The sequence below is a fragment of the Caulobacter vibrioides genome (assembly GCF_002858865.1).
Classification (GTDB): Bacteria; Pseudomonadota; Alphaproteobacteria; order Caulobacterales; family Caulobacteraceae; genus Caulobacter; species Caulobacter vibrioides.
Window position 1 is genome coordinate 152,813 of record NZ_PJRR01000004.1, and the last position, 21,772, is coordinate 174,584.

The following is a 21,772-nucleotide window of genomic DNA, read 5'->3' on the forward strand; positions in this document are numbered from 1 at the left end:
GGGCCGAACGGAAGGGCTATTCGAACAAATGTTTGGGCGTGTGAGCCCTTAAGCGGCCAGCGCTTCGACCGGGCGCTCGGGCAGGATGCGGCTGACGGCCAGCAGGATGGTCATCGAGCCTTCGCCCGAGGTGATCACCGCCGACACCAGCGGCGAGTCCTCGCCGTCACCCAGGCTGGGCGGCGGGTTGATCTGGTCGGACTCGACGATGAAGCTGTCGCAGACCGCGTCGACCAGCATGCCGGCGACGTCGTTCTGGTTCTCGACCACGATGATGACCTGACGCTCACCGTCGATCGCCACGCCCTTGCCCAGGCGTTGCGACAGGTCGATGACCGGCATCACCTGGCCCCGCAGATTGATCACGCCGCGCACGAAGGGCGGCGCGTCGGGCAGGGGGGTCGGGGGGGTGACGCCGCGGATTTCGCGCACAGCGCTCACGGGCACGCAATAGGTCTGGGCGCCAACCTCGAACGACAGGACCTGAAGGGCCTGGCCTTGGGCGTACGACACGATGCTGGTCATGGCTGTCTCCGTGCGCGCGAAGGCCGCAGGAGACCTTCGATGGCTCCACCCTGTCGTAAAAAGATAAACAAACCGGTTCTGGTCAGGGTTGATGAATTCTGTTCAGCCGCCGTTCAGGCTGGAAATCCGATCGTCCCTTCAACGCTTGAAACGACGCATTGGGCGACGCGGCGGAGACCGAAGGAGGCCGGCATGGCCAGCAAGATGTTCAAGACGGTCGGACGCGTCGCCGCCGGCGTGGCCGCCCTGTCGATCGCCGCCGCCGCGACCACGGCCTCGGCGGACTCGCGCCATCATCGCCACAAGCGCGACAAGGGCGGCGACGTCGCCGCCGCCGCGATCACCGCCGGCGTCATCGGCCTGGTCATCGGCGCGGCCATCGCCGACGACGGCCATCGCGACGACCGCTACTATGACCGCCGCTACGCCCCGCCGCCGCCCCCGCCCCCGCCGCGCTACGGCCATGGGTACGGCTATGGCTACGATTACGACTATGCGCCGCGCCCCTACTACGGCGACCGCGAGTGCTGGACGACGCGGGAGTACAATCGTCGGAGCGGCTCGTACTACGAGCGGACCGTCTGCCGCTAACCTGGTCCACAAGATCAGATCGCCGTTGTGAGCCGGCGATCTGTGCGGTGTCGACCGCCCCGTCGACACCGACCCGGCCCCGAGGTCCCCCGACCTCGGGGCTTTTCTTGCTCAGGAGCGCGGCATGAAAAACAGGACTCGACTCGCGCGCGGAATGAGAACAAAAAAGGAACATAACTGCGAACCGACGGAGGGTCCGACATGTCGCCGCTCGCCAATTCCGCCTTTGCCAATCCCACTTTTGACAGCCCGTTCAACCCGGGTCTGAGACTGACCGAGGATCGCCTGGATATCGCCGAGGCCGTGCTGGCCGGCGCCTGGCGCACGCTGCGCGCGGCGGGGTTCGGCGAGGCCGAGGTCCAGGCGCTGTTCGACCAGATCGCCGATCGTCCCGAGGACTTGGCGCGGCGGCTTCGCAAAATGGCCAACGCCGGGAGCTGAGGCGACACATCCAAAGTGAAGATTGGGCCGTAGCGGTATTGATCCGACCGCTAGGCCCCTCTTTCCGGTGTGCCCTCATGGGACGCCAGGGCGGTCGGAACCGCCGCCCGTCCGCCTTCCGTCCCCAAGCGCGGCGGATGCGCCGCGGAGCCTCCCCTGACACCCCCGAGTTTCGGCGGGAGGCTCCGATGGCTCAGCCTGCGAGCGGGCCTTTAGTGCGCCGAGTGGTTATAGGGCGTCTGAGACGCGGAGGGCGGCGTCGGGGGCGCGGCCGGGGTCGGGGCGGCCGGCGCCTGCTGGGCCGGCTGCGGCGTCGGCGCGGGGCGGCGGAACTTCAGGCTGCGGCCCTGGAACTCAGCGCCCGGCTCCATGGCCAGTTGCTCGTGCGTGATGTCGCCGTCGACGCGGGCGGTGCCATAAAGGCGCACGCTCTGGGCGGTGACCGCGCCGATCACCATGCCGTGGATCTCCATGGCCTGGGCGACGACCGCGCCCTCGATGCGGGCGTTGGGGCCGACGATCAGCTTGCCGACCTTCACATCGCCCATCACGACACAGTCCAGATGCACCTCGATGTCGCCCACGACGTCGCCGCGGATCGTCAGGCCCTGAGCGATCAGCGAGGCGGGCTTGGGCCGGGCCGGGGCGGGCGCGGGCTGGGGCTGGGCGACTTGCGGCGTTGCGGCGCGCTGCGGCTCCAGCGGAGTCAGGGCCAGCTTCGCGGGAGTCTCTTTCTTCTTGGCGAACATCGGCGGCGACCTTGTCTCAAAATGGGCGTTTGGAAGACCCAGGCAGCAAGATCGGGGCCGTTTTCCGGCATTGTCCAGTCCGGGGCTCCATCCTGGGCTTAAGGGGCGGGCGCCGCTGGGCGCGTCGCCTTGATTTGATCCGCATAACGTTATGCGTTATAAGGGGGCGAGGATGATCCGGAGTTTCGCCGACCGCGAGACCGAGCGCATCTGGGGTGGCGGCCGCTCTCGACGCCTGCCCGCCGATATTCAGGCGGCGGCCTTGCGGAAGCTCCGCGTGCTCAACCGGGTGGTGCGCCTGGACCAGTTGCGGGCGCCGCCGGGTAATCGGCTCGAAGCGCTTCGGGGCGATCGCGCGGGCCAGCATTCGATCCGGATCAACGACCAATGGCGGATCTGCTTCCGCTGGCGCGACGAAGGAGCCGAGGATGTCGAGATCTGCGACTACCATTGAGATCGATCCGGCGGATTGGCTGCACAATCCCACGCCGGGCGACATCCTGCTGGAGGAGTTCCTCAAACCAGCTGGCATGAGCCAGACGGCTTTGGCGCGTGCGATCGGGGTGCCGCCGCGCCGGATCAACGAGATCGTGCTGGGCAAGCGCGCCGTGACCGCCGATACCGACCTTCGGCTCGCGCGCTACTGGGGCCTGTCGGAGGGCTTCTGGCTGCACCTGCAGATGGACTTCGACCTGATGGAGCAGCGCCGGAAGATGGGTGCGGCGCTGGAGAAGATCACGCCCAGGGCGGCTTAGCGACGCATCGCTCAGCGTTCGCGGCGACTAGAGGTTTTGTGGCCCGGCGACAGTTCGCCGGGACGCCCTGCTGTTCACCGATCAGGGCCTACCATTGACCGAGCCGGGGTGGACGAGCGTGCAGCGAACGGGTCAACCGACGCCATGACCAGCCCATCCCTCAGTCAACGCAACGTTGCGCCCGACGCAGTTCCTTTTATCCCCGCCTTGGTGATCGCAACGGCGCGTCGATAGCCCGATCCACAATTGCGGCCGGTCCCTCCAAGCTCTGGATAACCAAAAGAATGCTGAAGAAAATTTCCGCCGCTATCGGCCTGATTGCGATCATGGGCGGCCTTGCCCATAGCGCAAACGCCCAGACGACGCAGGTCGCAGACGCCGACAGCAAGACCGCCGCCATTGAACGCCTAGTCCAAAGCGAGATGGCGTCCCGCCGTATTCCGGGGCTCCAGCTGGCGATCGTGAAAAACGGCAAAGTCATCTTCAAGGGCGCCTACGGCCAGTCCGACCTCGAGACCGCCAAGCCTGTCACGGACCGCACGGTTTTCGGGATCAATTCGATCAGCAAGGCCTTCACCGGCGTTGCGGCTATGCAGCTTGTCGAGGCCGGAAAACTCGATCTCGACGCCTCGGTGACGCAATATCTCCAAGAGCTTCCGCCGGCGTGGAAACCGATCACGGTCCGCCAGATCCTGACGCACACGTCAGGCCTGCCCGAGATCATCGACGACAACACCCGGCTGATCGACGGCGCCGAGCCCGACGCCGCCTGGGCGAGGGTGCAGGAACTCCCCCTGAGATATGCGCCCGGCACGCAGTATGCCTACAACCAGACCGGCTATGCCCTGATGGGCAAGATCATCGAGAAGCTCTCGGGCAAGCGCTTCGTGGATGTCGTTGGCGAGGGGCAGTTCAAAGCGGCGGGCATGGCGCAAGCCCGCTTTGGAAACACGGCCGACACCGTGCCTGAGCTGGCCCGGCTCTACACCTATCTGACGCTGCAGATCACGGACATGAGGACCGTCGGCGTCGAGCGCAGCGAGACCCCGCTTGCGCGCCAGGAGGTGTGGCCGGCCTACATGCATCCCACCGCAGGCGTTCAGGCCACGGCCACAGACCTAGCCGCATGGGTTATCGCGCTACAGAAGCGCAAATTGGTCAGCGAAAAGGGCCTCCAGCAGCTCTGGACGCCGCAGCAACTGCCCGACGGCAGCTATCGCGGCTTCAACAAGACCATCAACGGCTATGGACTGGGCTGGCCGGTCATTCGCCGCGCGGAACACCCCGCCATCACGCCCACGGGCGGCAATCGCGCGGCCATCTTCATCTACCCCAAGGATGACCTTACGGTGATCGTCCTGACGAACCTGCTGGGCGCCTCGCCCCACAGTTTTGTCGACAAGATTGCGGCGCAATACATCCCCGATCTCGCCGTCGAAAACTGACGATAGCGTCTCGTCGCGAGGGCGCCGTCAGTCTGGCGCCCGGCGGCGGGACCCTTCAGGTTTCGGTTCCCGCCGCCAAAGCAAAACGCCCGCCTCTTGCGAGACGGGCGTTTGAAAATCGCGGTGGGAGGTTGCTCCCCCTTACGCCACCTTCACCCGCGCGGCGCTCTCCGGAAGATCCGTGCCGAACGCGCGCTGGAAGAACTCGGCCACCGTCGGGCGTTCCAGCTCGTCGCACTTGTTCAGGAAGGTCAGGCGGAAGGCCAGCGCCACGTCGTGATCGAAGATCTCGGCGTTCTGAGCCCAGGTGATCACCGTGCGCGGGCTCATGACCGTCGAGATGTCGCCGTTCATGAAGGCGTTGCGGGTCATGTCGGCGACGCGGACCATGGCCGAGATCGTGCGCTTGCCCTCGACGCTGTCAAAGCCGGGGTTCTTGGCCAGCACGATGGCGGCTTCGACGTCGTGCTCGAGATAGTTCAGCGTCGTGACGATCGACCAGCGGTCCATCTGGCCTTGGTTGATCTGCTGGGTGCCGTGATAGAGGCCCGTGGTGTCGCCCAGACCGATGGTGTTGGTCGTGGCGAACAGGCGGAAATACGGATTGGCGCGGATGACGCGGTTCTGGTCCAGCAGGGTCAGCTTGCCGCCGGCTTCCAGCACGCGCTGGATCACGAACATCACGTCGGGGCGGCCCGCGTCATATTCGTCGAACACCAGGGCGACGGGGCGCTGCAGGGTCCAGGGCAGGATGCCTTCGCGGAACTCGGTGATCTGCTTGCCGTCCTTCAGGACGATGGCGTCCTTGCCGACGAGGTCGATCCGGCTGACGTGGCTGTCGAGGTTCACGCGAACCAGCGGCCAGTTCAGGCGCGCGGCGATCTGCTCGATGTGGGTCGACTTGCCCGTGCCGTGATAGCCCTGGACCATCACGCGGCGATCATAGGCGAAGCCCGCGCAGATGGCCTTGGTCGTCTGCGGGTCGAAGCGATAGGCCGGGTCGATGTCCGGCACATGGCTGTCGCGGTGGCTGAAGGCCGGAACCTTCATGTCGCTGTCGACGCCGAACGCGTCGCGCAGCGTCACCCACTTATCGGGGACCAGGGTGATCAGCGGATCGGCGGCGGAGCTGGTTTCGGCGAACTCGGGCATGCTTCCGGCTTACCGCCTTGGACCCGCCCGTTTCAAATGGAAATCCGCTCAAAGCGGGGGTTGGCGTTCACTTTCCTGGCGAGGGCGGGCTTCCCCGCGGGGAAGGCGGAGAAGCCGAACAGAGTTGCGCCGGGCGTGATTCCAGCGTGATCGCCTTGCCAGATCCGAACGCCGCTCCAGATAAATATTGAGAGCGTCTTCGAGCGCACGCCCCCGCGCGGCGGCCGATGCGGTTTGAATGTCGTTCCGTACCCGTGACCGCCATCAGCCACGAAGGAGCGCGCTGCTTGTATCGTCTGGACGTTCGGAGACTCTTCGCCGCGGCCGGTCGCGAGATCGGGGTGGCCTCCGCCCTGCTGATCGTGGCGCTCGGGGCCTGGGGCTTTGTGGGGATCGCTGACGAGGTGGTCGAGGGCGAGGCCCATGCCCTGGACCTGGCGGTGTTGCAGGCCCTGCGTGTGGGGGGGCAGCCCAACGCGCTGGTCGGCCCCGAATGGCTGCATGTCGCCGCGGTCGACATCACCGCGCTCGGCTCAGTGGCGGTGCTGACCCTGCTGATCCTGGCGGCCTTCGCGTTGCTGGGGTCGCTGAAGCGCTGGACCGAGGCGTGGCTGCTGGCGCTGGGCGCGCTGAGCGGGGTGACCGTGAGCCAAGGCCTGAAGGCGGTGTTCGGCCGCGAGCGTCCCGACGAGGCCTATCGCGTGGTCGAGGCGGTCAACGCCAGCTTCCCGTCCGGCCACGCGATGCTTTCGGCGGTAGTGTTCCTGACCCTGGGCGTGCTGGCGGCGCGCTTTTCCGAGCGACGCCGGGTCAAGATCCTGGCGGTCAGCGCCGCCGTGGTGGTCAGCCTGCTGGTCGGCGCCAGCCGGATCTATCTGGGCGTCCACTGGGTCAGCGACGTGCTGGCCGGCTGGAGCGTGGGCGCGGCCTGGGCGATGCTGTGCTGGCTGGTGGCCTATCTGGTCGAGCGGCGGTTCAGGCCGTCTTCGGCTTCGGACGCCACCTGAGCTCCAGCATCGTCCAGACCGCGCCGGCGAAGTCGCCCAGCCCCACCGCCAGCCAGGCCTTGGGCAGCCAGTCCAGCAGAACGAACGCGCCGATGATCACCAGCGAGAGCACCCGCAGAACTACCGAGGCGCGCATATAGGTGCGTTGGCCGGTCCAGCCGGCGACGTGGTAGCCCATGGCGTAGGCGAGCAGCAGCAGGCCGCAGAACCGCACCCAGGGCAGGGCGGAGGCGTCGACGGGCGAATCCAGCAGGCCCAGAACGGCGGTCGGCTGGATGGCCAGGGCCAGTCCCGCCGTAGACAGCACACCGCCCCAGAACCAGATGCTCCACGGCTTGCCGAACGGCACCGGCGTCACCGGCGTCGGCGGTTCGGTGGGCGCGCGCCACGCCGGATCGCTGACTGTCATCGTGTAGGTCCCGCCCCCTGTTTCGGCGCGGGAGAATGGCCCATTCGCCTAGCGCGCGGCAAGGGATGGCTTGATCACCGCGTCCGAAGCCACTCCCTAAGCAGGGCCGGGCGGGCTAGAACACCCTCATGCTCACCGCCCTGCTTGGCCTCGCGCCGATCGTCATCGCCCTTTTGACCCTGTCGGCCATCTTCTCGGCCGCCGAGACGTCGATGACCGGCGCCAGCCGCGCGCGGATGCACCAGTTGGAGCGCGAGGGCGACCGGCCCGCCAAGCGGGTCAACAAGCTCTTGTCCGACCAGGAGACGATGATCGGGGCGGTGCTGCTGGGCAACAACCTGATCAACATCCTGGCCTCGGCCCTGGCGACCCAGGTGCTGACCACCCTGATCCCCGGCCCCTGGGGCGTGGCGGTGGCCACGGCGGCGATGACGGTTCTGATCCTGATCTTCGCCGAGGTGCTGCCCAAGACCCTGGCCATCGTCCGCTCGGACGACGTGGCGCGGGCCCTGTCGGCGCCGACCCTGTTCATCGTGCGGCTGTTTGGCCCCATCATCTACGCGATCCAGTGGATCGTGCGCCGCACGCTGCGGGTGTTCGGCGTCAAGCTGGACATGGCCGTCGACGTGCTGGCGGCCCACGAGGAGATCCGCGGCGCGGTCGACTACCACCACTCTGAAGGTCTGGTTGAGACCGACGACCGCCGCATGCTGGGCGGGGTGCTGGACCTGTCGGACATGGACGTCTCGGAGATCATGGTCCACCGCAAGTCGATGGTGCTGCTGGATGCGGGCCTTCCCGCCCGCGAGCTGGTCGACGCGGTGCTGGAGGCCCAGCACACCCGCATTCCGCTCTATCGCGACCAGCCCGACAACATCGTCGGCGTGCTGCACGCCCGCGATCTGCTGAAGGCCCTGGCCGAATGCCCGACGGGCGTCGAAGGCCTCGACATCGCCGCCATCCTGCGCGAGCCGTGGTTCATCCCCGACGCCACCAACCTGAAGGACCAGCTGAACGCCTTCCTCAAGCGCAAGAACCATTTCGCCCTGGTCGTCGACGAGTACGGCGCGCTGCAGGGCCTGGTGACCCTCGAAGACATCCTTGAGGAGATCGTCGGCGAGATCGAGGACGAGCATGACACCACCCTGGATGGGGTGCGCCGCCAGGCCGACGGCTCGGTCAATGTCGACGGCCATGTCACGGTGCGCGACCTCAACCGCGCCATGGACTGGCGGCTGCCCGAGGGTGAGGCGGTCACCATCGCCGGCCTTGTGATCCACGAGGCTCAGATGATCCCCGAGCCGGGCCAGACCTTCATCTTCTACCGGCACCGTTTCCAGGTGCTGCGCCGGCAGCGCAACCAGATCACCGCGCTGCGGATCAGCGCGCGACTGGACGACGACAGCGACGCTTAGCGTCCATCGGCTCACCTCTGGCGCAACCGAGCGCCGGGCGGTGCGCCGAGCGCCCTCAAGAATCCGCGGCCGGTTCTGCGCAAGCGGCGGTTCGGAGGTCTATCCGCCGCCGGCCTTTGGAAAGAGGACTTGCGGTCGAGCTATCCGGCGGGGTCGAGCTGACCTATGATGTTTCCGGCCTCATCCGCCACATGGCGTCGCCTTTGCGCGCCTTGGAGCTCTGATCCATGAAGACACTCTCGTCCCTGAAGGTTTTGGTCGTCGAAGACGAGGCCTTGGTCTCGATGCTGGTCGAGGACATGTTGAGCGATCTGGGCTGCACCATCGTTGGCCCCGCCGCCGAGATCGAAGAGGCGCTGCGCCTGGCCGGCGCGGCCGAGATCGACGCGGCCCTGCTGGACGTGAACCTGGGCGGCCGTCCGATCTTCCCGGTCGCCGACGCCCTGAAGGCCCGCGGCGTGCCGTTCGCCTTCGCCAGCGGCTATGGCGAGGCGGGTCTGACCGAGGATCACAGAGGGTCCACCGTGCTGCAGAAGCCTTTCCGCGAGGCTGATCTGCGCCGCGTTCTCGAAGGGCTGGTCGCGCAGATCGCCTGACGAGCCGGTCTCTTCGCCAAGGGAGCGGGGAGGGCTCTTGCCGCCTTGTTGGGCGTCTCGCGCCGCGCCTCCGCCGGCGCGCTCCGTCATCGGGCGTCGAAGAGGCGCCTCGGAATTGGGCAGCGCGGCTAACCTGTTGGGCAATACGGTCTGACGGTCCGAAGGGCAGGCGCCGGCGTCGGACCGCAAAAAGGGTCGAAACGCACCGAGCGAGCGGGTGTTTTCGGATAGCGTCGGCATGTGAGATGGAAGATTTTGCCCCTTTCGCCGGGTGTCGCTCTAGGTCACCTGGGTCAAGGTCGGCAAGAATCTTCTATTCTCGACGGAAAAGCGCCAGATACGTGACTTTTTGGTAACGCAGCGCCTTCAACCCGTCCGAATTTGGCCATGATCGCTTCTAGCGCGGCCGAAAGGCTTTAACGTCAGTTTTGAGGAATGGCCCTCTTTGCTCCCGCGCGCGGCTGGCGTGACGGGCGCGCGTACTTTTGAGGACAACAAAAACATGGCGTTGAAAACCAAGGTTCTCCTGGCGACGACGATGCTGGGAAGCCTCACGGCTTTCGCTCCGGCCCTCGCCCTGGCGCAGACTGCGCCGGCGGCCCCGGCTCAGGAAGCGGCGACCGTTGAGGAAGTCGTGGTCACCGGCTCGCGTATCCGCCGCGACCCGACCAACTCCCCGACCCCGCTGATCCAGGTCAGCCGCGACGACGTCGTGTCGACCGGTCAAGCCAGCGTTATCGACGTCCTGGCCGACATCCCCGCTCTGTCGGGTTCGCTGGTGCCGGAAGACACCACTGGCGCGGGCCTGAACGACGGTGGTCTGTCGCTGCTGAACCTGCGCGACCTGGGCACCGGCCGCACGCTGACCCTGGTTGACGGCCGTCGCCACGTCGGCTCGAACGGCGCTGGCCTGTCGGTCGACGTTGACACCATTCCGCGCCTGCTGATCCAGAACGTTGAAGTCATCACCGGCTCGAACTCGGCCCTCTACGGCGCCGACGCCGTCTCGGGCGTGGTCAACTTCGTTCTGCGCAAGAACTTCGACGGTCTGGAAGTCGACGGCACCGTCGCCCAGATCAACCAGGACGGCCAGCTGAACCGCCGTCTGTCGGCCCTGGCCGGCCGCAACTTCTTCGATGGCCGTCTGAACGTCTATGCGTCGGCCGAGTACGAGAAGAACGACGAAGTCCGCGACAGCCAGGTCGACTGGCGCAAGAAGGCCTGGGTCCTGCTGAACCGCGACAGCGACGTCGCCAACAACCAGCCCGACGGCGTTCTGGACAACATCCTGATCAGCGACGCGCGCACGCTGTCGATCGGTCCGGTGGGCGGCATCACCGTCCTGGCTAACTCCCTGCGTCCGTCGGACCTGAACGATCCGGATATCCCGTTCCAAAGCTGCTCTGCGGCGATCGCCCCGATGAGCGCGAACTGCTTCGCGATCGAGCCGGGCAACTCGTTCATCTACGATCAGGCGGGCGCCGCCCGTAACCCGTCGTTCGGCACCTACCGCGACGAGAACGGCTTCCAGCGCGTCACCAACATCGGCGGCGACGGCCTGAACCCGAACACCGACTTCAGCCAGGGCAGCCGTCTGCCGCGCTCGGTGAACTACCGCTTCCAGGGCGGCGTCAACTTCGACGTCACCGAAGACCTGCAGTTCTTCACCGAAGCCAAGTACGTCAAGGAAGAGACCTTCGACGAAGGTCAGCAGACCTTCTTCGACATCGGCATCCTGCCGGTCGCGGCCGGCGTGAACCCCTCGTGGTTCTCGAACAGCTCGTTCAACATCGGCCTGGACAACGCCTATCTGCCGACCAACGTGCGTAACGCCATCCTGGCCAACACGCGCACGCCGATCACGGCCTTCAATACGACGACCGGCGCGATCACGACGACCCCGACCATCTCGGACGTCCGTGCGCGTCACAGCCTGTTCGGCCCGGCGCGCAGCCAGCTGAACGAAAAGGAACTGAAGCGCTTCGTCGCCGGCTTCCGCGGCAGCAAGGACGACTTCGGCTTCATCCACAAGTTGTCGTTAGAGCTGGGCTACACCTACGGCGAGCTGAAGAACAAGAACTTCGAGCGGGGCGTGGATGCGCCGCGCTACAAGTTCGCCGCCGACGCCGTCGTGGACACCGCCGGCATCGTCAACGGCAAGCCGGGCGAGATCGTCTGCCGCGTCCAGGTCCTGGACAAGCAAGGCGCCACCATCCGCGACGACGCCCGTTCGAGCCGTGACGGCCGGACGGTGAACTACGCCAAGGGCACCAAGGCCTACGAAGAGATCACCAACTGTAAGCCGTTCCGCGTGTTCGGCCCGGGTGGCATGACTCAAGACGCCGCGAACTATCTGCTGGCCGAGATCAACGTCCAGGAAAAGAACGTCCAGCAAGACGCCCTCGGCTTCGTGTCGGGCGAACTGTGGGACTTCTGGGGCGCTGGCCGTATCGGTCTGGCCGTGGGCGCCGAATGGCGTCGTGAAGAAACCGAAGCGATCGGCCGTTCGTCCTCGACCGGCGACCGTATCCTGTTCATGAACACGGGTCCGGACTTCCCGACCTCGTCGTACGAGACCAAGGAATACTTCGGCGAATTCCGTCTGCCGCTGCTGCGTGACCTGCCGTTCGCCAAGAGCGTGGAAATCGGCGCCGCTTACCGGAACTCGGAATACACCACGATCGGCAAGACCGAGACGTACAACTTCAACCTGCTGTGGCGCCCGATCCAGGACGTCATGTTCCGGGCCACCTCGGGTAAGTCGGTGCGTGCGCCGACCCTGGGTGAGACCTTCCGTCCGCCGACCCAGACCTTCGCCACGATCACCGATCCGTGCGACGCTCGCGTCCTGATCAACCTGACCGACGCCAAGATCAAGGCGAATCGTGAGAAGAACTGCGCCGCCCTGGGCATCCCGGCCGGCACGAACATCATCTACACGAGCTCTGTGGCCGGTAAGAACGCGGGCAACCCGTTCCTGAAACCCGAAGAATCGTACTCGGTCACCGCGTCGCTGATCATCACGCCGCGCTTCTGGCCGAAGTCGACCTTCGTGTTCGACTACTATGATATCGAGATCAAGGACGTGATCGCCGCGGTCACCGCGCAAACGGCGGCCAACCAGTGCGTCAACGGTGACGTGCTGAACGCCGGCATCTGCTCGACGATTACGCGGATCGGCGGTACCGCCTCGGGCACCACGCCGGCCTACGGCATGATCGACTTCATCCAAGGCTCGGTGAACTACGCCCGGTCGACCAACCGCGGCATCGACTTCCAGTTCCTGTACCGCACCGATGTCCAAGACATCATCGGCAAGGACTGGGGTCGTCTGAACTATCGTCTGGCCGGCAACTACCTGTTCGAACAGCACGACTTCACCAACATCTCGAACCCGAACGAGCACGTCGACTTCGAGACGGGCCTTGGCCTGCCCCGCGTTCGTTTCTCGTCGCGCCTCAGCTGGGAAGTGAACGACAAGCTGGCGGTCACCTGGAACGCCGACTGGCAAGCCTCGCAGTGGTTGAGCAACGGCACGCGTCCGTTCGATATCGACGACGCCAAGATCGACCCGGATAACCGCGACCTCCGTTACTACAGCACGCGTCCGTTCGTGCAGCACGACTTCACCGTGACTTACGCGCCGCGTGAGCACCTGGTGCTGCGTGGCGGCGTGGTCAACGCGTTCGACCGTGAGCCGGATCGTTGGCTGGGCAACTCGACGAGCGACAACTTCGACCTCTTCGGTCGTCGTTTCTTCCTCGGCTTCAACTACAAGATGTAAGCCGAGACCTTCGGGTCAAAGCGGAAAGGGGCGGTCTTCGGACCGCCCCTTTTTCTTTGCCGATAGGGCGCGAAAAAGCCGCCGCCGACGGGCGGCGGCGGCATGTTCGAGGCGTTAGCGGGGCTCAGTCCAGGTCGCGCGGGCCGAACGAGCGCGGCAGCAGGTCCCAGAACGCCACCCGCTCGGTGGGCTTGCCACCCTGCACCGAGATGATCTCGCAGGTCTCGCCGGCGAATTCGGCGATGCGCTGGCGGCACCCGCCGCAGGGCTGGACCACAGCGTCCGAGCCGGCGGCGATCAGCACCTTGTCGATGCGGCGCGCGCCGGCGGCCGTGATCATCGCTCCGATCGCCGTCTGTTCGGCGCAGGTGCCCTGCGGATAGGCGGCGTTCTCGACATTGACGCCGTAGTGGACCGCCCCGGTCTCGTCGATGACCGCCGCCGCCACCGTGAACTTCGAATAGCGGGCGTAGGCTCGCGACAGCAGCGGCGGCAGCGCGGCGGCGATCTCGTCCTCAACAGCTTTAGAAACGGTGTCGGCGTTCATCGGTGTTCCTGCCCTCCGGCAAGATCGCGCCGGGGTCAGAGCGTGACGCCGAAAGTGGGAACCGGTTTCGGCGCGAGTCACGCTCTAAGTGTTTGATTTAGAGCCTCGTTATCGCGTCAAAACGATTCCGTTTTTGACGCGCGAGGCTCTAGAGGCAATCAGCCACCACGTCGCCGCGCAAGCAGAAAGTAAGTCTGAACTTACCTTTTGCGCGATCTTATGCGTCTCCGGGCGCCGATGCGTGGATCGACAGCGCGTGCACCGGCCCCGCCAGTTCTTCGGCCAGGGCGTGCATCACCATTCGCTGGCGCATCACCCGCGTCTTGCCCGCGAAGGCCTGCGACTCGATCCGCAGGTTGAAGTGGCTTTCGCCCGCGCCCGTGTGGCCCGCATGGCCATGATGCCGGTCGCTGTCATCGACCAGTTCTAGGGCGGACGGTGAAAAAGCCGCTTCCAACTTGCGGCGGATGGTCTCGGCGACGGCGCCCATCATACGTCTCTTGCTTGTCAATCCTTGAACGCAAATAGCGCGGCCTTACTCTAGACGCCATGAACCGGCCGTTCGAGTACCGTCCCAAATTTTACGACATCCGGGTCCGGCCCCCCAAGGAGGGCGAGGAGGATCCGGCGCACGATGTCCTGGGCCTCAAGCCCGGCGAGAAGCGCTGCGACCATCCCGACTGTCGCCTGGCCGGATCGGCCAAGGCGCCGAAGTCGCGCGACATGCCGGGCGACCACTACTGGTTCTGTCAGCGGCACGCGGCCGAGTACAACAAGAACTGGAACTTCTACGCCGGCATGAGCGAGGCCCAGATCCGGGCCGAGCAGGAGAGCGAGCGGATGACCGGCGGTCGTCCGACCTGGAGCTTCAAGGCCGACGCCAATTCGCGCGAGGCCGCCGCCATGGCCGCCCGCGACGCGCGCCACTTCGCCGACCCCTTCGGCGTCTTCCGCGCCCAGCAGCGCCGGGCCGAGGCCGAGCGTTCGGCGGCCGAGCGCCGTCTAGGCAAGCTGGAGCGCCAGGCCCTGGCCGACCTCGACCTTGAGGCCACGGCCGACAGCGCCGCGATCCGGGCGCGCTACAAGGAACTGCTCAAGCGCTGCCACCCCGACGCCAACGGCGGCGACCGCAGCGCCGAGCACAAGCTGCAGCGCGTGATCAAGGCCTATAAGCAGCTGCAGAAGTCGGGGATGGTGTAGCCACCCCGTGTCATCCCGGGCGGCAAAGCCGACCCGGGACCCAGGGGGTGACAAGGCGCTGTGCGGACCGCCACTGGGTCCCGGCTCTACAGCCCGCTGCGCGGTCTTCCGGCCGGGATGACACCGCGTCTTGGATTGTCGGGTTGAGAGGGTTCCCTCGAAACCCGACAGGCTCCTAGACCGCGCCTTCCTCAACCAGGAACGCCTTCAGCGCCGCGCGATCGACGTCCTTGGCGACGAACGCATCGCCGATGCCGCGCGCCAGCACGAAGGTCAGCTTGCCGCCTTCGGCCTTCTTGTCCTGGCCGCAGTGAGCGATCAGGGCGTCGGCGCTGAAGGGCTCGGGGCGCACATCGGCCAGCGTGGTCGGCAGGCCGGCGGCCTTGATGGCCGCCTGCGCGCGCACCGCGTCCTGGCTGGGGCAGAGGCCGAGCCTAGCCGAGAAGCGGAACGCCTGGGCCATGCCCACCCCGACGGCCTCACCGTGCTTGAGAGCGTCGCCAAAGCCCATCTCGGCCTCGATGGCGTGACCGAAGGTATGGCCGAGATTCAAGAGCGCGCGGCGTCCGGCTTCCTTTTCGTCCTCGGCGACGATCTCGGCCTTCATCTCGACGCTGCGGCCGACGGCGCGCACCAGGGCGTCGATGTCGCGATCCAGCACCGCCTGGACGTTGGTCTCCAGCCATTCGAAGAAGGAAAAGTCGCCCAGGAGCCCGTACTTGATGATCTCGGCATAGCCGCAGGCCAGCTCGCGGGCGGGCAGGGTGGCCAGCACATCGAGGTCGGCCAGAACCAGGCGCGGCTGGTGGAAGGCCCCGATCAGGTTCTTGCCGCGCGGGGTGTCGATGGCGGTCTTGCCGCCCACCGAGCTGTCGACCTGGGCCAGCAGGGTGGTCGGGACCTGCACGAAGTCGATGCCGCGCTTGTAGATCGCCGCCGCAAAGCCGGCGAGGTCGCCCACGACGCCGCCGCCCAGGGCCACGATCTGGTCGCCGCGCTCCAGGTTCAGGGCCAGCAGGCGGTCCGACAGATCGGCCAGGCCCTCAAAGCTCTTGCTCTCCTCGCCGGGCGCGATGGTGATGACGTCCACGGTGATCCCGGCGCCTTGCAGCGCGGCGGAGAGACGCTGGCCGTGATGGGCGCCGACATGGGCGTCGGTGACGACGGCGACGCGCTTGCGCTTGCCCAGCACGGCGGCGACACGCTCGCCGGCCTGATCCAGCAGGCCAGGCCCGATGACGACGTCATAGGCGCGCTCGCCCAGGCCCACGGGGACGGTGCGGATCATGCGAACTCCTTAAGCGTGGGCCTGACGCAGCGCCGTCAGAATGGCCTCGACCGCCACCATGTGCGGGGTGTCGCCGGTCTCGACATGGACTTGCGCCTCGGCATAGGCCGGATAGCGGGCTTCGGCGAGCTCGGTCAGCACCTTCACCGGGTCCTTGCCGCGCACCAGCGGGCGGTTGTCCTTGCGCGAGACGCGGCGGGCCAGGAGCTCGACATCGGCCTTCAGCCAGACCGAGACGGCCTTCTCGTTGATCAGGGCGCGGGTCTCGGCGTTGACGAACGCGCCGCCGCCGGTGGCCAGCACGTGCGGCGGCTCGTCCAGCAGCCGGGCGATCACCCGGCGTTCGCCGTCGCGAAAGGCCGGCTCACCCAGCTCGGCGAAGATCTCGGAGATCGAGCGTCCGGCGGCGGCCTCGACCTCATTGTCGGCGTCGCGGAACGGCAGGCCCAGCACATGGGCCAGCCGCCGCCCGACGCTGGACTTGCCCACGCCCATCAGGCCCACCAGCACGATGGTCTTGGCGCGCAGCGGCGCCAGGTCGTCGGAGACGATGGGCGCGACCTCTGGGGCGGCCTCTGGGGCGGTGTCGGGCGTTTGATCGGTCTCGGTCATGATGCGGTCGCGGGTTTACACGAGGCTAGGCCAAAGCGCCAAGTTTGCGAGCGCCGAAGTTTGCGAGAGCCCTGTCATGCGTCATAACCGGTCCATGCCTCATTCGATGCGTCTTCCGTCCCTGATCGCCCTGACCGCCGCCCTGCTGGCGCCCACCCTGGCCGCCGCCCAGGAAGAGGTGAGGGTCAAGAGCCTGGCCGCGCCGGACTATTTCTCGAGCGCCTTGGCCGATACCGGTCTGCCGACGGATCTTTGGAAGGACACCGCGCCGGACATCCTGCGCGAGACGCTGCCCCGGATCGGCGGTCCGCGCGGCCTGTCGCCGGCCTTCGCCGATCTGGCGCGGCGGATGCTGTCGACCGGCGCCAACGCCCCCGCGCGCATCGGCGAGGATGTCGAGATGGGCGCCCAGCGGGCTCTGGCCCTGATCGCGCTGGGCGAGGCCCGCGCCGTGGACGGCCTGCTGGATCGCACCCCGGGCGCGGCCGGCAGCTCGGCCCTGTCGATGGCCGCAGCCGAGGCGGCGTTGATCACCGGCGCCGATGACAAGGCCTGCGCCGTGCAGGACGCCCTGACCGTGGATCGCGGCGGCGCCTACTGGCTGCGCCTGCGCGCCTTCTGCCAGCTGAGGGCCGGACAGGAGGACGCCGCCCAGCTGACCTTCCAACTGGCTCAGCAGCAGACCAAGGACGCCGACTACGCCCGGCTGATGGGCGCGGCGCTGGCGGGGACCGCGCCCGGCGCGGCCTCGCTGAAGAACGGCGTCAACTACGCCCTGTCGCGCCGCCTGAACCTGGACACCCAGTCGGCCGCCGCCGTGGCGTCCGCCGCGCCGGCCCTGAAGCCGCTGACCCGCCCGGCGGCGGGCGATCTCGCCGGCGTTGCGCCGGGCGCGGACCTGACCGCCGCCGAGGCTGCGGCCCTGGCGTTCCTGCGTCAGGCCAAGACGCTGGCGGCCTTCGTCGACGCGGCGCAGGCCTCGGCCGGTCCCATCGCGGCGCTGGCCGCGGCGGGCGGCCCGCTGCAGGACCCGGTGCTGATGGCCCGCGCGGCCGTGGCGGCGGGCGATCTGGCCAGCGCCCAGACGATCCGGGCGCGGCTGGTGCAGGACAGCATCCCCGGCGCCGGCGGCGCGGACCTGGCCCTTCTGGACGCCCTGATCACGGCGGCTTCCGGCAAGACCGACAATCAGGTGCTGGGCGCCCTGGTGGCGCGTGGGGCCAGCGGCGGCGCTCGCTCGCCCGCCCAGGCCGCCGCCCTGCTGCTGGCCAGCCTGGGCGGAACCCTGGACGCCGACGCGCGGGGGCAGGTCTATGGTTTCGACGCGGGCAAGTCGGCGGCCCCGCCGGCTCGCCTGCAACTGCTGGACGACGCGGGCGCGGCCAAGCGTTCGGGCGAGGCGGGGCTTCTGGCCCTGTCGATCGCCGCCGACGCCGGGCTCGCCGGACCCGCGCCGGTCGACCGGGCTCGGATCGCGCGGGCCCTGCACCAGGCGGGCCTGGACGCCGACGCCCGCGCCATCGTCGTCGAGGGCCTCCTGGGCCTGGCCTACGCCAAATGAGCCAGGGCGAGGCCTGGGCCGACGCCTTTCTCGAAATGATGGCGGTCGAGCGCGCCGCCGCTCGCAACACCCTGACCGCCTATGGCAAGGACCTGGAGGACGCGCGCGGCTTTCTCAGTCGCTCGGGCCATGACCTGCACGATGCGGACGCCGAGACGATCGAGGCCTATTTCCAGGACCTGGGCGCGCGGGGCCTGTCGCCCGCCACCGCCGCCCGTCGCCGCTCGGCCGTGCGGCAGTTCTATCGCTTCGTGCTGGGCGAGGGTTGGCGCACCGACGATCCGTCCCGCCGTGTCGCCGCGCCCAAGGCCGGCCGCCCCTTGCCCAAGGTGCTGGAGCGCGACGAGATCGAACGACTGCTGGCCGCCGCGTCCGCCAAGGACAGCGCCCAGGGCCTGCGTCTGGCCTGCATGATCGAGCTGATCTACGCCTCGGGCCTGCGGATCTCCGAACTGCTGGCCCTGCCGCTGTTGGCCCTGGCGCGCGATCCGGCCTATCTGATCGTCAAGGGCAAGGGCGGCAAGGAACGGCTGGCGCCCCTGAACGACGCGGCCCGGGCGGCGGTGAAGGCTTATCTGGTCGAGCGTCCGGCGTTCCTGCCCAAGGGGCAAAAGGACAGTCCGTGGCTGTTTCCCTCGCGCGGCGCGACGGGACGCCTGACCCCGCGCCGGGTGGGGCAACTTCTCGAGGACGCCGCCATCGCCGCCGGCATCGATCGCCAGAAGGTCAGCCCCCACGTCCTGCGCCACGCCTTCGCCACCCACTTGCTGGAGGGGGGCGCGGACCTCCGCGTGATCCAGACCCTGCTGGGCCACGCCGACATCGCCACCACCCAGATCTACACCCACGTGGCCGGTGAGCACCTGGCCCACATCGTCCAGACCAAGCACCCGCTGGGGCGCAGGAAGGGGTAGGGGGCCGGCATTGACGCGCCACGGGGCCATCGCCTAGGAAATCCCCCACGAAATCTACGGGTTTGCCTCGCGGCCGCCCGCGCCTCGAAAGGCCTCCCATGTCCGAAGAAACCCGCGACTCCAACGGAACCCTGCTGGCCGACGGCGACACCGTCACCCTGATCAAGGACCTCAAGGTCAAGGGCTCGGGCGGCGTGACGCTGAAGCGCGGCACGGTGGTCAAGAAGATCCGCCTGACCGGTGACCCCGACGAGATCGAGGCCAATGTCGACAAGGTCCGGGGTCTCGTGCTGCGCACCGAGTTCGTCAAGAAGGCCTAACTTAACCTTGGCCTGCTAGGTCTGGCCTCCAGACAGGCGGAGAACCGCCGATGGAGGCTGGAAGGCCGATGGTGACGGTGACCGGGCGGGCGGGCGCTATGGCGCTGATGGCCTATGCCAAGAACGCGAAGGGCGAGCCGGCGATCATGCTGGCCAAGCCGGCGCCCGCGGCCGCAACAGCGGCTCCCAACTCGCCCGAGGCCCGCAAGGCCGCCGAGGCCGCCGAAGCGCTGGCCAAGCTCAAGAAAGACATGCGGCTGGGCAAGAAAAACGCCATCGGCGACGCCAAGGGCCGCGCCAAGGCCCGGCTGCAGCAGGTGGTCGAGCGGTTGAAGCTGCTGAAGAAGATCTACGCCGACGACCCCAAGGCCATGGCCAAGGCCCTGGCCGCCGCGGCCAAGGAGCTGAAGGCGGCCGTCAAGGACTATGGCAAGGCCGCCAAGGAGGCCGGCGAGCTCTACGCTCAGGACTTCGCCAACCTGCCCGACGCCGCGACCGACCCCGAAGGCGCGGCCGCCGCGCGCAGCAAGGTCGAGGACGAGGCCAAGATGGAGGCCGCGGGCGACCAGGACTTCATCAAGATGACCCGCGAGATCAGCCGCTCGCTGCGGGACGAACTGCAGACCGCCAAGACCAAGGGCATCCTGACCCAGCCGGGCAAGTTCGAGCGCTCCGACGAGGTCAAGGAGGCCGAGGATGAGCTCAAGGACCTCGACAAGATGACCGAGGACCTGGATCAGCAGGTCCGCCAGGACATGCCGCCGGGCAGCCTGATGACGCTGGCGGCCTGATCTACTTCGGCTCGATCACCGCATAGCGCCCGCCGGGGGGCGTCGAGGATCAGGATCCGGTCGAAGAACAATCGGTTGCCTGTCATGCCGCCCATGCCGGTGCGCGCCCTCAGTTTTTCTTGCCTGTCGCTCAACAAGCCTTTGCGCGCATCGCCCTTTATGAACGTCGCTTTGGGGCCCATCTTCGGAGCGCCGGCGACAAGGTGCGCCCGCCCCCGACAAGGAGCATCCCATGAAGACGCGTGAACTCGGTGACGGCCTCAAGGTCTCGGCCATCGGCCTCGGCTGCATGGGCATGGGCCAGGTCTACGGCACGGCGCTGGACAAGGCCGACGCCTTCAAGCTGATGGCGCGGGCGGTCGAGCTGGGCGTGACCTTCTTCGACACCGCCGAGGTCTACGGCCCCTTCGCCAACGAGGAACTGGTGGGCGAGGGTCTGAAGCCCTTCCGCGACCGGGTGGTGATCGCCACCAAGTTCGGCTTCGATATCGGCCCTGAGGACCTGGGCCAGGGCATGGCGCGCGTGCGCGGTGTCAACAGCCGGCCCGAGCATATCCGCAGCGTCGCCGAGGCCTCGCTGAAGCGCCTGGGGATCGAGACGATCGATCTCTTCTACCAGCACCGCGTCGATCCCAGCGTGCCGATCGAGGACGTGGCCGGAACGGTCAAGGACCTGATCGCCGAGGGCAAGGTCAAGCATTTCGGCCTCTCTGAAGCCGGCGCCGCCACGATCCGCAAGGCCCACGCCGTCCAGCCGGTGGCCGCCCTGCAGAGCGAGTATTCACTGTGGTTCCGTGAGCTGGAGGCCGAGATCCTGCCGACGCTCCGTGAGCTGAAGATCGGTCTGGTGCCCTACAGCCCGCTGGGGCGCGGCTTCCTGGCCGGCGCGGTCAAGGCCGAGACGATGGGCGAGGGCGACTTCCGCAAGGGGCTGCCGCGCTTCCAGGGCGAGGCCTTGCAGAAGAACCTCTCGCTGGTCGAGGCGCTGTCGGCCATCGCCGCCGACAAGGGCGTCACCCCCGCCCAGCTGGCCCTGGCCTGGATCCTCCACCAGGGCCACGACATCGCCCCGATCCCCGGCACGACCAAGATCCATCGTCTGGAAGAGAATGTCGCCGCGGTCGACGTGACCTTCTCGGCCGACGAGCTGGCGCGCATCGCCGCCGCCGTGCCGGAAACCGAGATCGAGGGCGAGCGCTACAGCAAGACCGGCATGGCGATGGTGGGGCGGTAAGGGCCTTTCAGACAACCCGACCTCCCCGACGAGCCTTGAAGGACGGGCTGAGACTGAAAGCTCGTCCAGCCCGGGCGAAGGGACGTCGCCGTTCGCCACCCTGAACAGCCGATCTTGATGTTCGCGCCGTCGTGCGCGCTAGGCCCAGCCAGGCGGTGCGCCGCCTGGCGGCGGGCTGCCGATCGCGCCGCCGGACCTTGAGTCGGCCCTCAAAACCCCCCCGACAAACCGTCCCAAACGACGGATCGCCCTGGCCCGCGCAGGCCGAACGTCGCGCGGCGCGGCGAGGAATGACGCTGCGTCACTTGGCCTCAGCTGATCGGCGCTCCGCCTTGAAAAGCGCAATAGAGGCCGTGTTTTCGGCCTAAATCAGCCGATTTTGCGGCGTCTTGCCCCGAGTTTCACGCTTAACAAGTGGTTAACGGGGCGGCTTAGA

At 67.4% G+C, this 21,772-nt stretch carries 24 protein-coding genes and 1 pseudogene; 15 read left to right on the forward strand and 10 right to left on the reverse strand.

What is annotated here, in order from left to right; translation table 11 throughout:
• Window positions 1–48: 48 nt before the first annotated feature.
• A complete protein-coding gene (locus CVUC_RS01080) occupies window positions 49–525 on the reverse strand; it encodes a chemotaxis protein CheW (RefSeq protein ID WP_010920861.1) in 477 nt (158 codons plus the stop codon).
• 192 nt (window positions 526–717) lie between these two features.
• Between CVUC_RS01080 and CVUC_RS19780 the strand changes: the two genes are divergently transcribed.
• Together CVUC_RS19780 and CVUC_RS01090 are read left to right on the forward strand one after the other, a co-directional pair.
• On the forward strand, window positions 718–1,116 hold the full coding sequence (locus tag CVUC_RS19780) for a hypothetical protein (RefSeq protein WP_164468206.1): 399 nt from the start codon (window positions 718–720) through the stop codon (window positions 1,114–1,116).
• Between the two features lie 201 nt (window positions 1,117–1,317).
• Window positions 1,318–1,557 (forward strand): hypothetical protein, encoded by a 240-nt coding sequence (locus CVUC_RS01090; protein ID WP_012640636.1) that lies wholly within the window; start codon window positions 1,318–1,320, stop codon window positions 1,555–1,557.
• A gap of 212 nt (window positions 1,558–1,769) precedes the next feature.
• Here the strand turns inward: CVUC_RS01090 and CVUC_RS01095 are convergent, their stop codons facing one another.
• Window positions 1,770–2,306: a bactofilin family protein gene (locus tag CVUC_RS01095; RefSeq protein WP_096034174.1), complete on the reverse strand. Its 537-nt coding sequence runs from the start codon at window positions 2,304–2,306 to the stop codon at window positions 1,770–1,772.
• 172 nt (window positions 2,307–2,478) lie between these two features.
• Between CVUC_RS01095 and CVUC_RS01100 the strand changes: the two genes are divergently transcribed.
• The 3 genes from CVUC_RS01100 to CVUC_RS01110 all read left to right on the forward strand — a co-directional run bounded on the left by CVUC_RS01100 (window position 2,479) and on the right by CVUC_RS01110 (window position 4,506).
• Window positions 2,479–2,760, forward strand: a complete 282-nt coding sequence (locus tag CVUC_RS01100; RefSeq protein ID WP_096034173.1) for a type II toxin-antitoxin system RelE/ParE family toxin — start codon at window positions 2,479–2,481, stop codon at window positions 2,758–2,760.
• Window positions 2,735–3,061 (forward strand): HigA family addiction module antitoxin, encoded by a 327-nt coding sequence (locus tag CVUC_RS01105; RefSeq protein ID WP_096034172.1) that lies wholly within the window; start codon window positions 2,735–2,737, stop codon window positions 3,059–3,061. The genes CVUC_RS01100 and CVUC_RS01105 overlap by 26 nt, the downstream gene beginning before the upstream one ends.
• 284 nt (window positions 3,062–3,345) lie before the next feature.
• Window positions 3,346–4,506 (forward strand): serine hydrolase domain-containing protein, encoded by a 1,161-nt coding sequence (locus CVUC_RS01110; RefSeq protein ID WP_096034171.1) that lies wholly within the window; start codon window positions 3,346–3,348, stop codon window positions 4,504–4,506.
• 141 nt (window positions 4,507–4,647) lie between these two features.
• On the opposite strand, the gene cobS is transcribed toward CVUC_RS01110, so the two are convergent.
• Window positions 4,648–5,658 carry a cobaltochelatase subunit CobS gene (gene cobS, locus CVUC_RS01115; protein ID WP_096034170.1) on the reverse strand — a complete coding sequence of 337 codons (1,011 nt, stop codon included), beginning with the start codon at window positions 5,656–5,658 and terminating at the stop codon, window positions 4,648–4,650.
• A 32-nt stretch (window positions 5,659–5,690) separates the two neighbouring features.
• Window positions 5,691–5,867, reverse strand: coding sequence for a hypothetical protein (locus CVUC_RS01120; RefSeq protein WP_096034169.1), 177 nt, complete (start codon window positions 5,865–5,867; stop codon window positions 5,691–5,693).
• 78 nt (window positions 5,868–5,945) lie between these two features.
• On the opposite strand from CVUC_RS01120, the gene CVUC_RS01125 reads away from it, so the two are divergent.
• Window positions 5,946–6,665, forward strand: coding sequence for a phosphatase PAP2 family protein (locus CVUC_RS01125; RefSeq protein WP_164468205.1), 720 nt, complete (start codon window positions 5,946–5,948; stop codon window positions 6,663–6,665).
• Here CVUC_RS01125 and CVUC_RS01130 read toward each other — a convergent pair.
• Window positions 6,634–7,074 carry a hypothetical protein gene (locus CVUC_RS01130; RefSeq protein ID WP_010920854.1) on the reverse strand — a complete coding sequence of 147 codons (441 nt, stop codon included), beginning with the start codon at window positions 7,072–7,074 and terminating at the stop codon, window positions 6,634–6,636. The genes CVUC_RS01125 and CVUC_RS01130 overlap by 32 nt on opposite strands.
• Window positions 7,075–7,202: 128 nt before the next feature.
• Here CVUC_RS01130 and CVUC_RS01135 point away from each other — a divergent pair, with 128 nt between their 5' ends.
• From CVUC_RS01135 to CVUC_RS01155, 3 genes are all read left to right on the forward strand, one after another.
• On the forward strand, window positions 7,203–8,489 hold the full coding sequence (locus tag CVUC_RS01135; RefSeq protein WP_096034167.1) for an HlyC/CorC family transporter: 1,287 nt from the start codon (window positions 7,203–7,205) through the stop codon (window positions 8,487–8,489).
• Between the two features lie 227 nt (window positions 8,490–8,716).
• Window positions 8,717–9,085 carry a response regulator gene (locus CVUC_RS01145; RefSeq protein ID WP_096034165.1) on the forward strand — a complete coding sequence of 123 codons (369 nt, stop codon included), beginning with the start codon at window positions 8,717–8,719 and terminating at the stop codon, window positions 9,083–9,085.
• Window positions 9,086–9,587: 502 nt separating this feature from the next.
• Window positions 9,588–12,869: a TonB-dependent receptor domain-containing protein gene (locus CVUC_RS01155; protein ID WP_101685773.1), complete on the forward strand. Its 3,282-nt coding sequence runs from the start codon at window positions 9,588–9,590 to the stop codon at window positions 12,867–12,869.
• A 124-nt stretch (window positions 12,870–12,993) separates the two neighbouring features.
• On the opposite strand, the gene cdd is transcribed toward CVUC_RS01155, so the two are convergent.
• Together cdd and CVUC_RS01165 are read right to left on the reverse strand one after the other, a co-directional pair.
• Window positions 12,994–13,416, reverse strand: a complete 423-nt coding sequence (cdd, locus tag CVUC_RS01160; RefSeq protein WP_096034163.1) for a cytidine deaminase — start codon at window positions 13,414–13,416, stop codon at window positions 12,994–12,996.
• A gap of 217 nt (window positions 13,417–13,633) precedes the next feature.
• Window positions 13,634–13,909 (reverse strand): BolA family protein, encoded by a 276-nt coding sequence (locus tag CVUC_RS01165; RefSeq protein ID WP_010920847.1) that lies wholly within the window; start codon window positions 13,907–13,909, stop codon window positions 13,634–13,636.
• 56 nt (window positions 13,910–13,965) lie between these two features.
• On the opposite strand from CVUC_RS01165, the gene CVUC_RS01170 reads away from it, so the two are divergent.
• On the forward strand, window positions 13,966–14,616 hold the full coding sequence (locus tag CVUC_RS01170) for a J domain-containing protein (protein WP_010920846.1): 651 nt from the start codon (window positions 13,966–13,968) through the stop codon (window positions 14,614–14,616).
• Between the two features lie 175 nt (window positions 14,617–14,791).
• On the opposite strand, the gene aroB is transcribed toward CVUC_RS01170, so the two are convergent.
• Together aroB and CVUC_RS01180 are read right to left on the reverse strand one after the other, a co-directional pair.
• Window positions 14,792–15,904, reverse strand: a complete 1,113-nt coding sequence (gene aroB / locus CVUC_RS01175; protein ID WP_096034162.1) for a 3-dehydroquinate synthase — start codon at window positions 15,902–15,904, stop codon at window positions 14,792–14,794.
• A gap of 9 nt (window positions 15,905–15,913) precedes the next feature.
• Window positions 15,914–16,516 (reverse strand): shikimate kinase, encoded by a 603-nt coding sequence (locus CVUC_RS01180; protein WP_096034161.1) that lies wholly within the window; start codon window positions 16,514–16,516, stop codon window positions 15,914–15,916.
• Window positions 16,517–16,592: 76 nt separating this feature from the next.
• Between CVUC_RS01180 and CVUC_RS01185 the strand changes: the two genes are divergently transcribed.
• From CVUC_RS01185 to CVUC_RS01200, 4 genes are all read left to right on the forward strand, one after another.
• Window positions 16,593–18,077: a hypothetical protein gene (locus tag CVUC_RS01185; RefSeq protein ID WP_164468204.1), complete on the forward strand. Its 1,485-nt coding sequence runs from the start codon at window positions 16,593–16,595 to the stop codon at window positions 18,075–18,077.
• Window positions 18,074–18,991, forward strand: a complete 918-nt coding sequence (locus CVUC_RS01190) for a site-specific tyrosine recombinase XerD (RefSeq protein WP_096034159.1) — start codon at window positions 18,074–18,076, stop codon at window positions 18,989–18,991. The genes CVUC_RS01185 and CVUC_RS01190 overlap by 4 nt, the downstream gene beginning before the upstream one ends.
• A 98-nt stretch (window positions 18,992–19,089) precedes the next feature.
• On the forward strand, window positions 19,090–19,311 hold the full coding sequence (locus CVUC_RS01195; RefSeq protein WP_004621989.1) for an alkylphosphonate utilization protein: 222 nt from the start codon (window positions 19,090–19,092) through the stop codon (window positions 19,309–19,311).
• Window positions 19,312–19,361: 50 nt separating this feature from the next.
• On the forward strand, window positions 19,362–20,102 hold the full coding sequence (locus tag CVUC_RS01200; RefSeq protein WP_096034158.1) for a hypothetical protein: 741 nt from the start codon (window positions 19,362–19,364) through the stop codon (window positions 20,100–20,102).
• Window position 20,103: 1 nt separating this feature from the next.
• Here CVUC_RS01200 and CVUC_RS20730 read toward each other — a convergent pair.
• Window positions 20,104–20,206, reverse strand: a pseudogene (locus CVUC_RS20730) (hypothetical protein); the annotation flags it as partial.
• A gap of 128 nt (window positions 20,207–20,334) precedes the next feature.
• Here CVUC_RS20730 and CVUC_RS01205 point away from each other — a divergent pair.
• Window positions 20,335–21,336, forward strand: a complete 1,002-nt coding sequence (locus CVUC_RS01205; protein WP_096034157.1) for an aldo/keto reductase — start codon at window positions 20,335–20,337, stop codon at window positions 21,334–21,336.
• The last annotated feature ends 436 nt before the right edge of the window (window positions 21,337–21,772 follow it).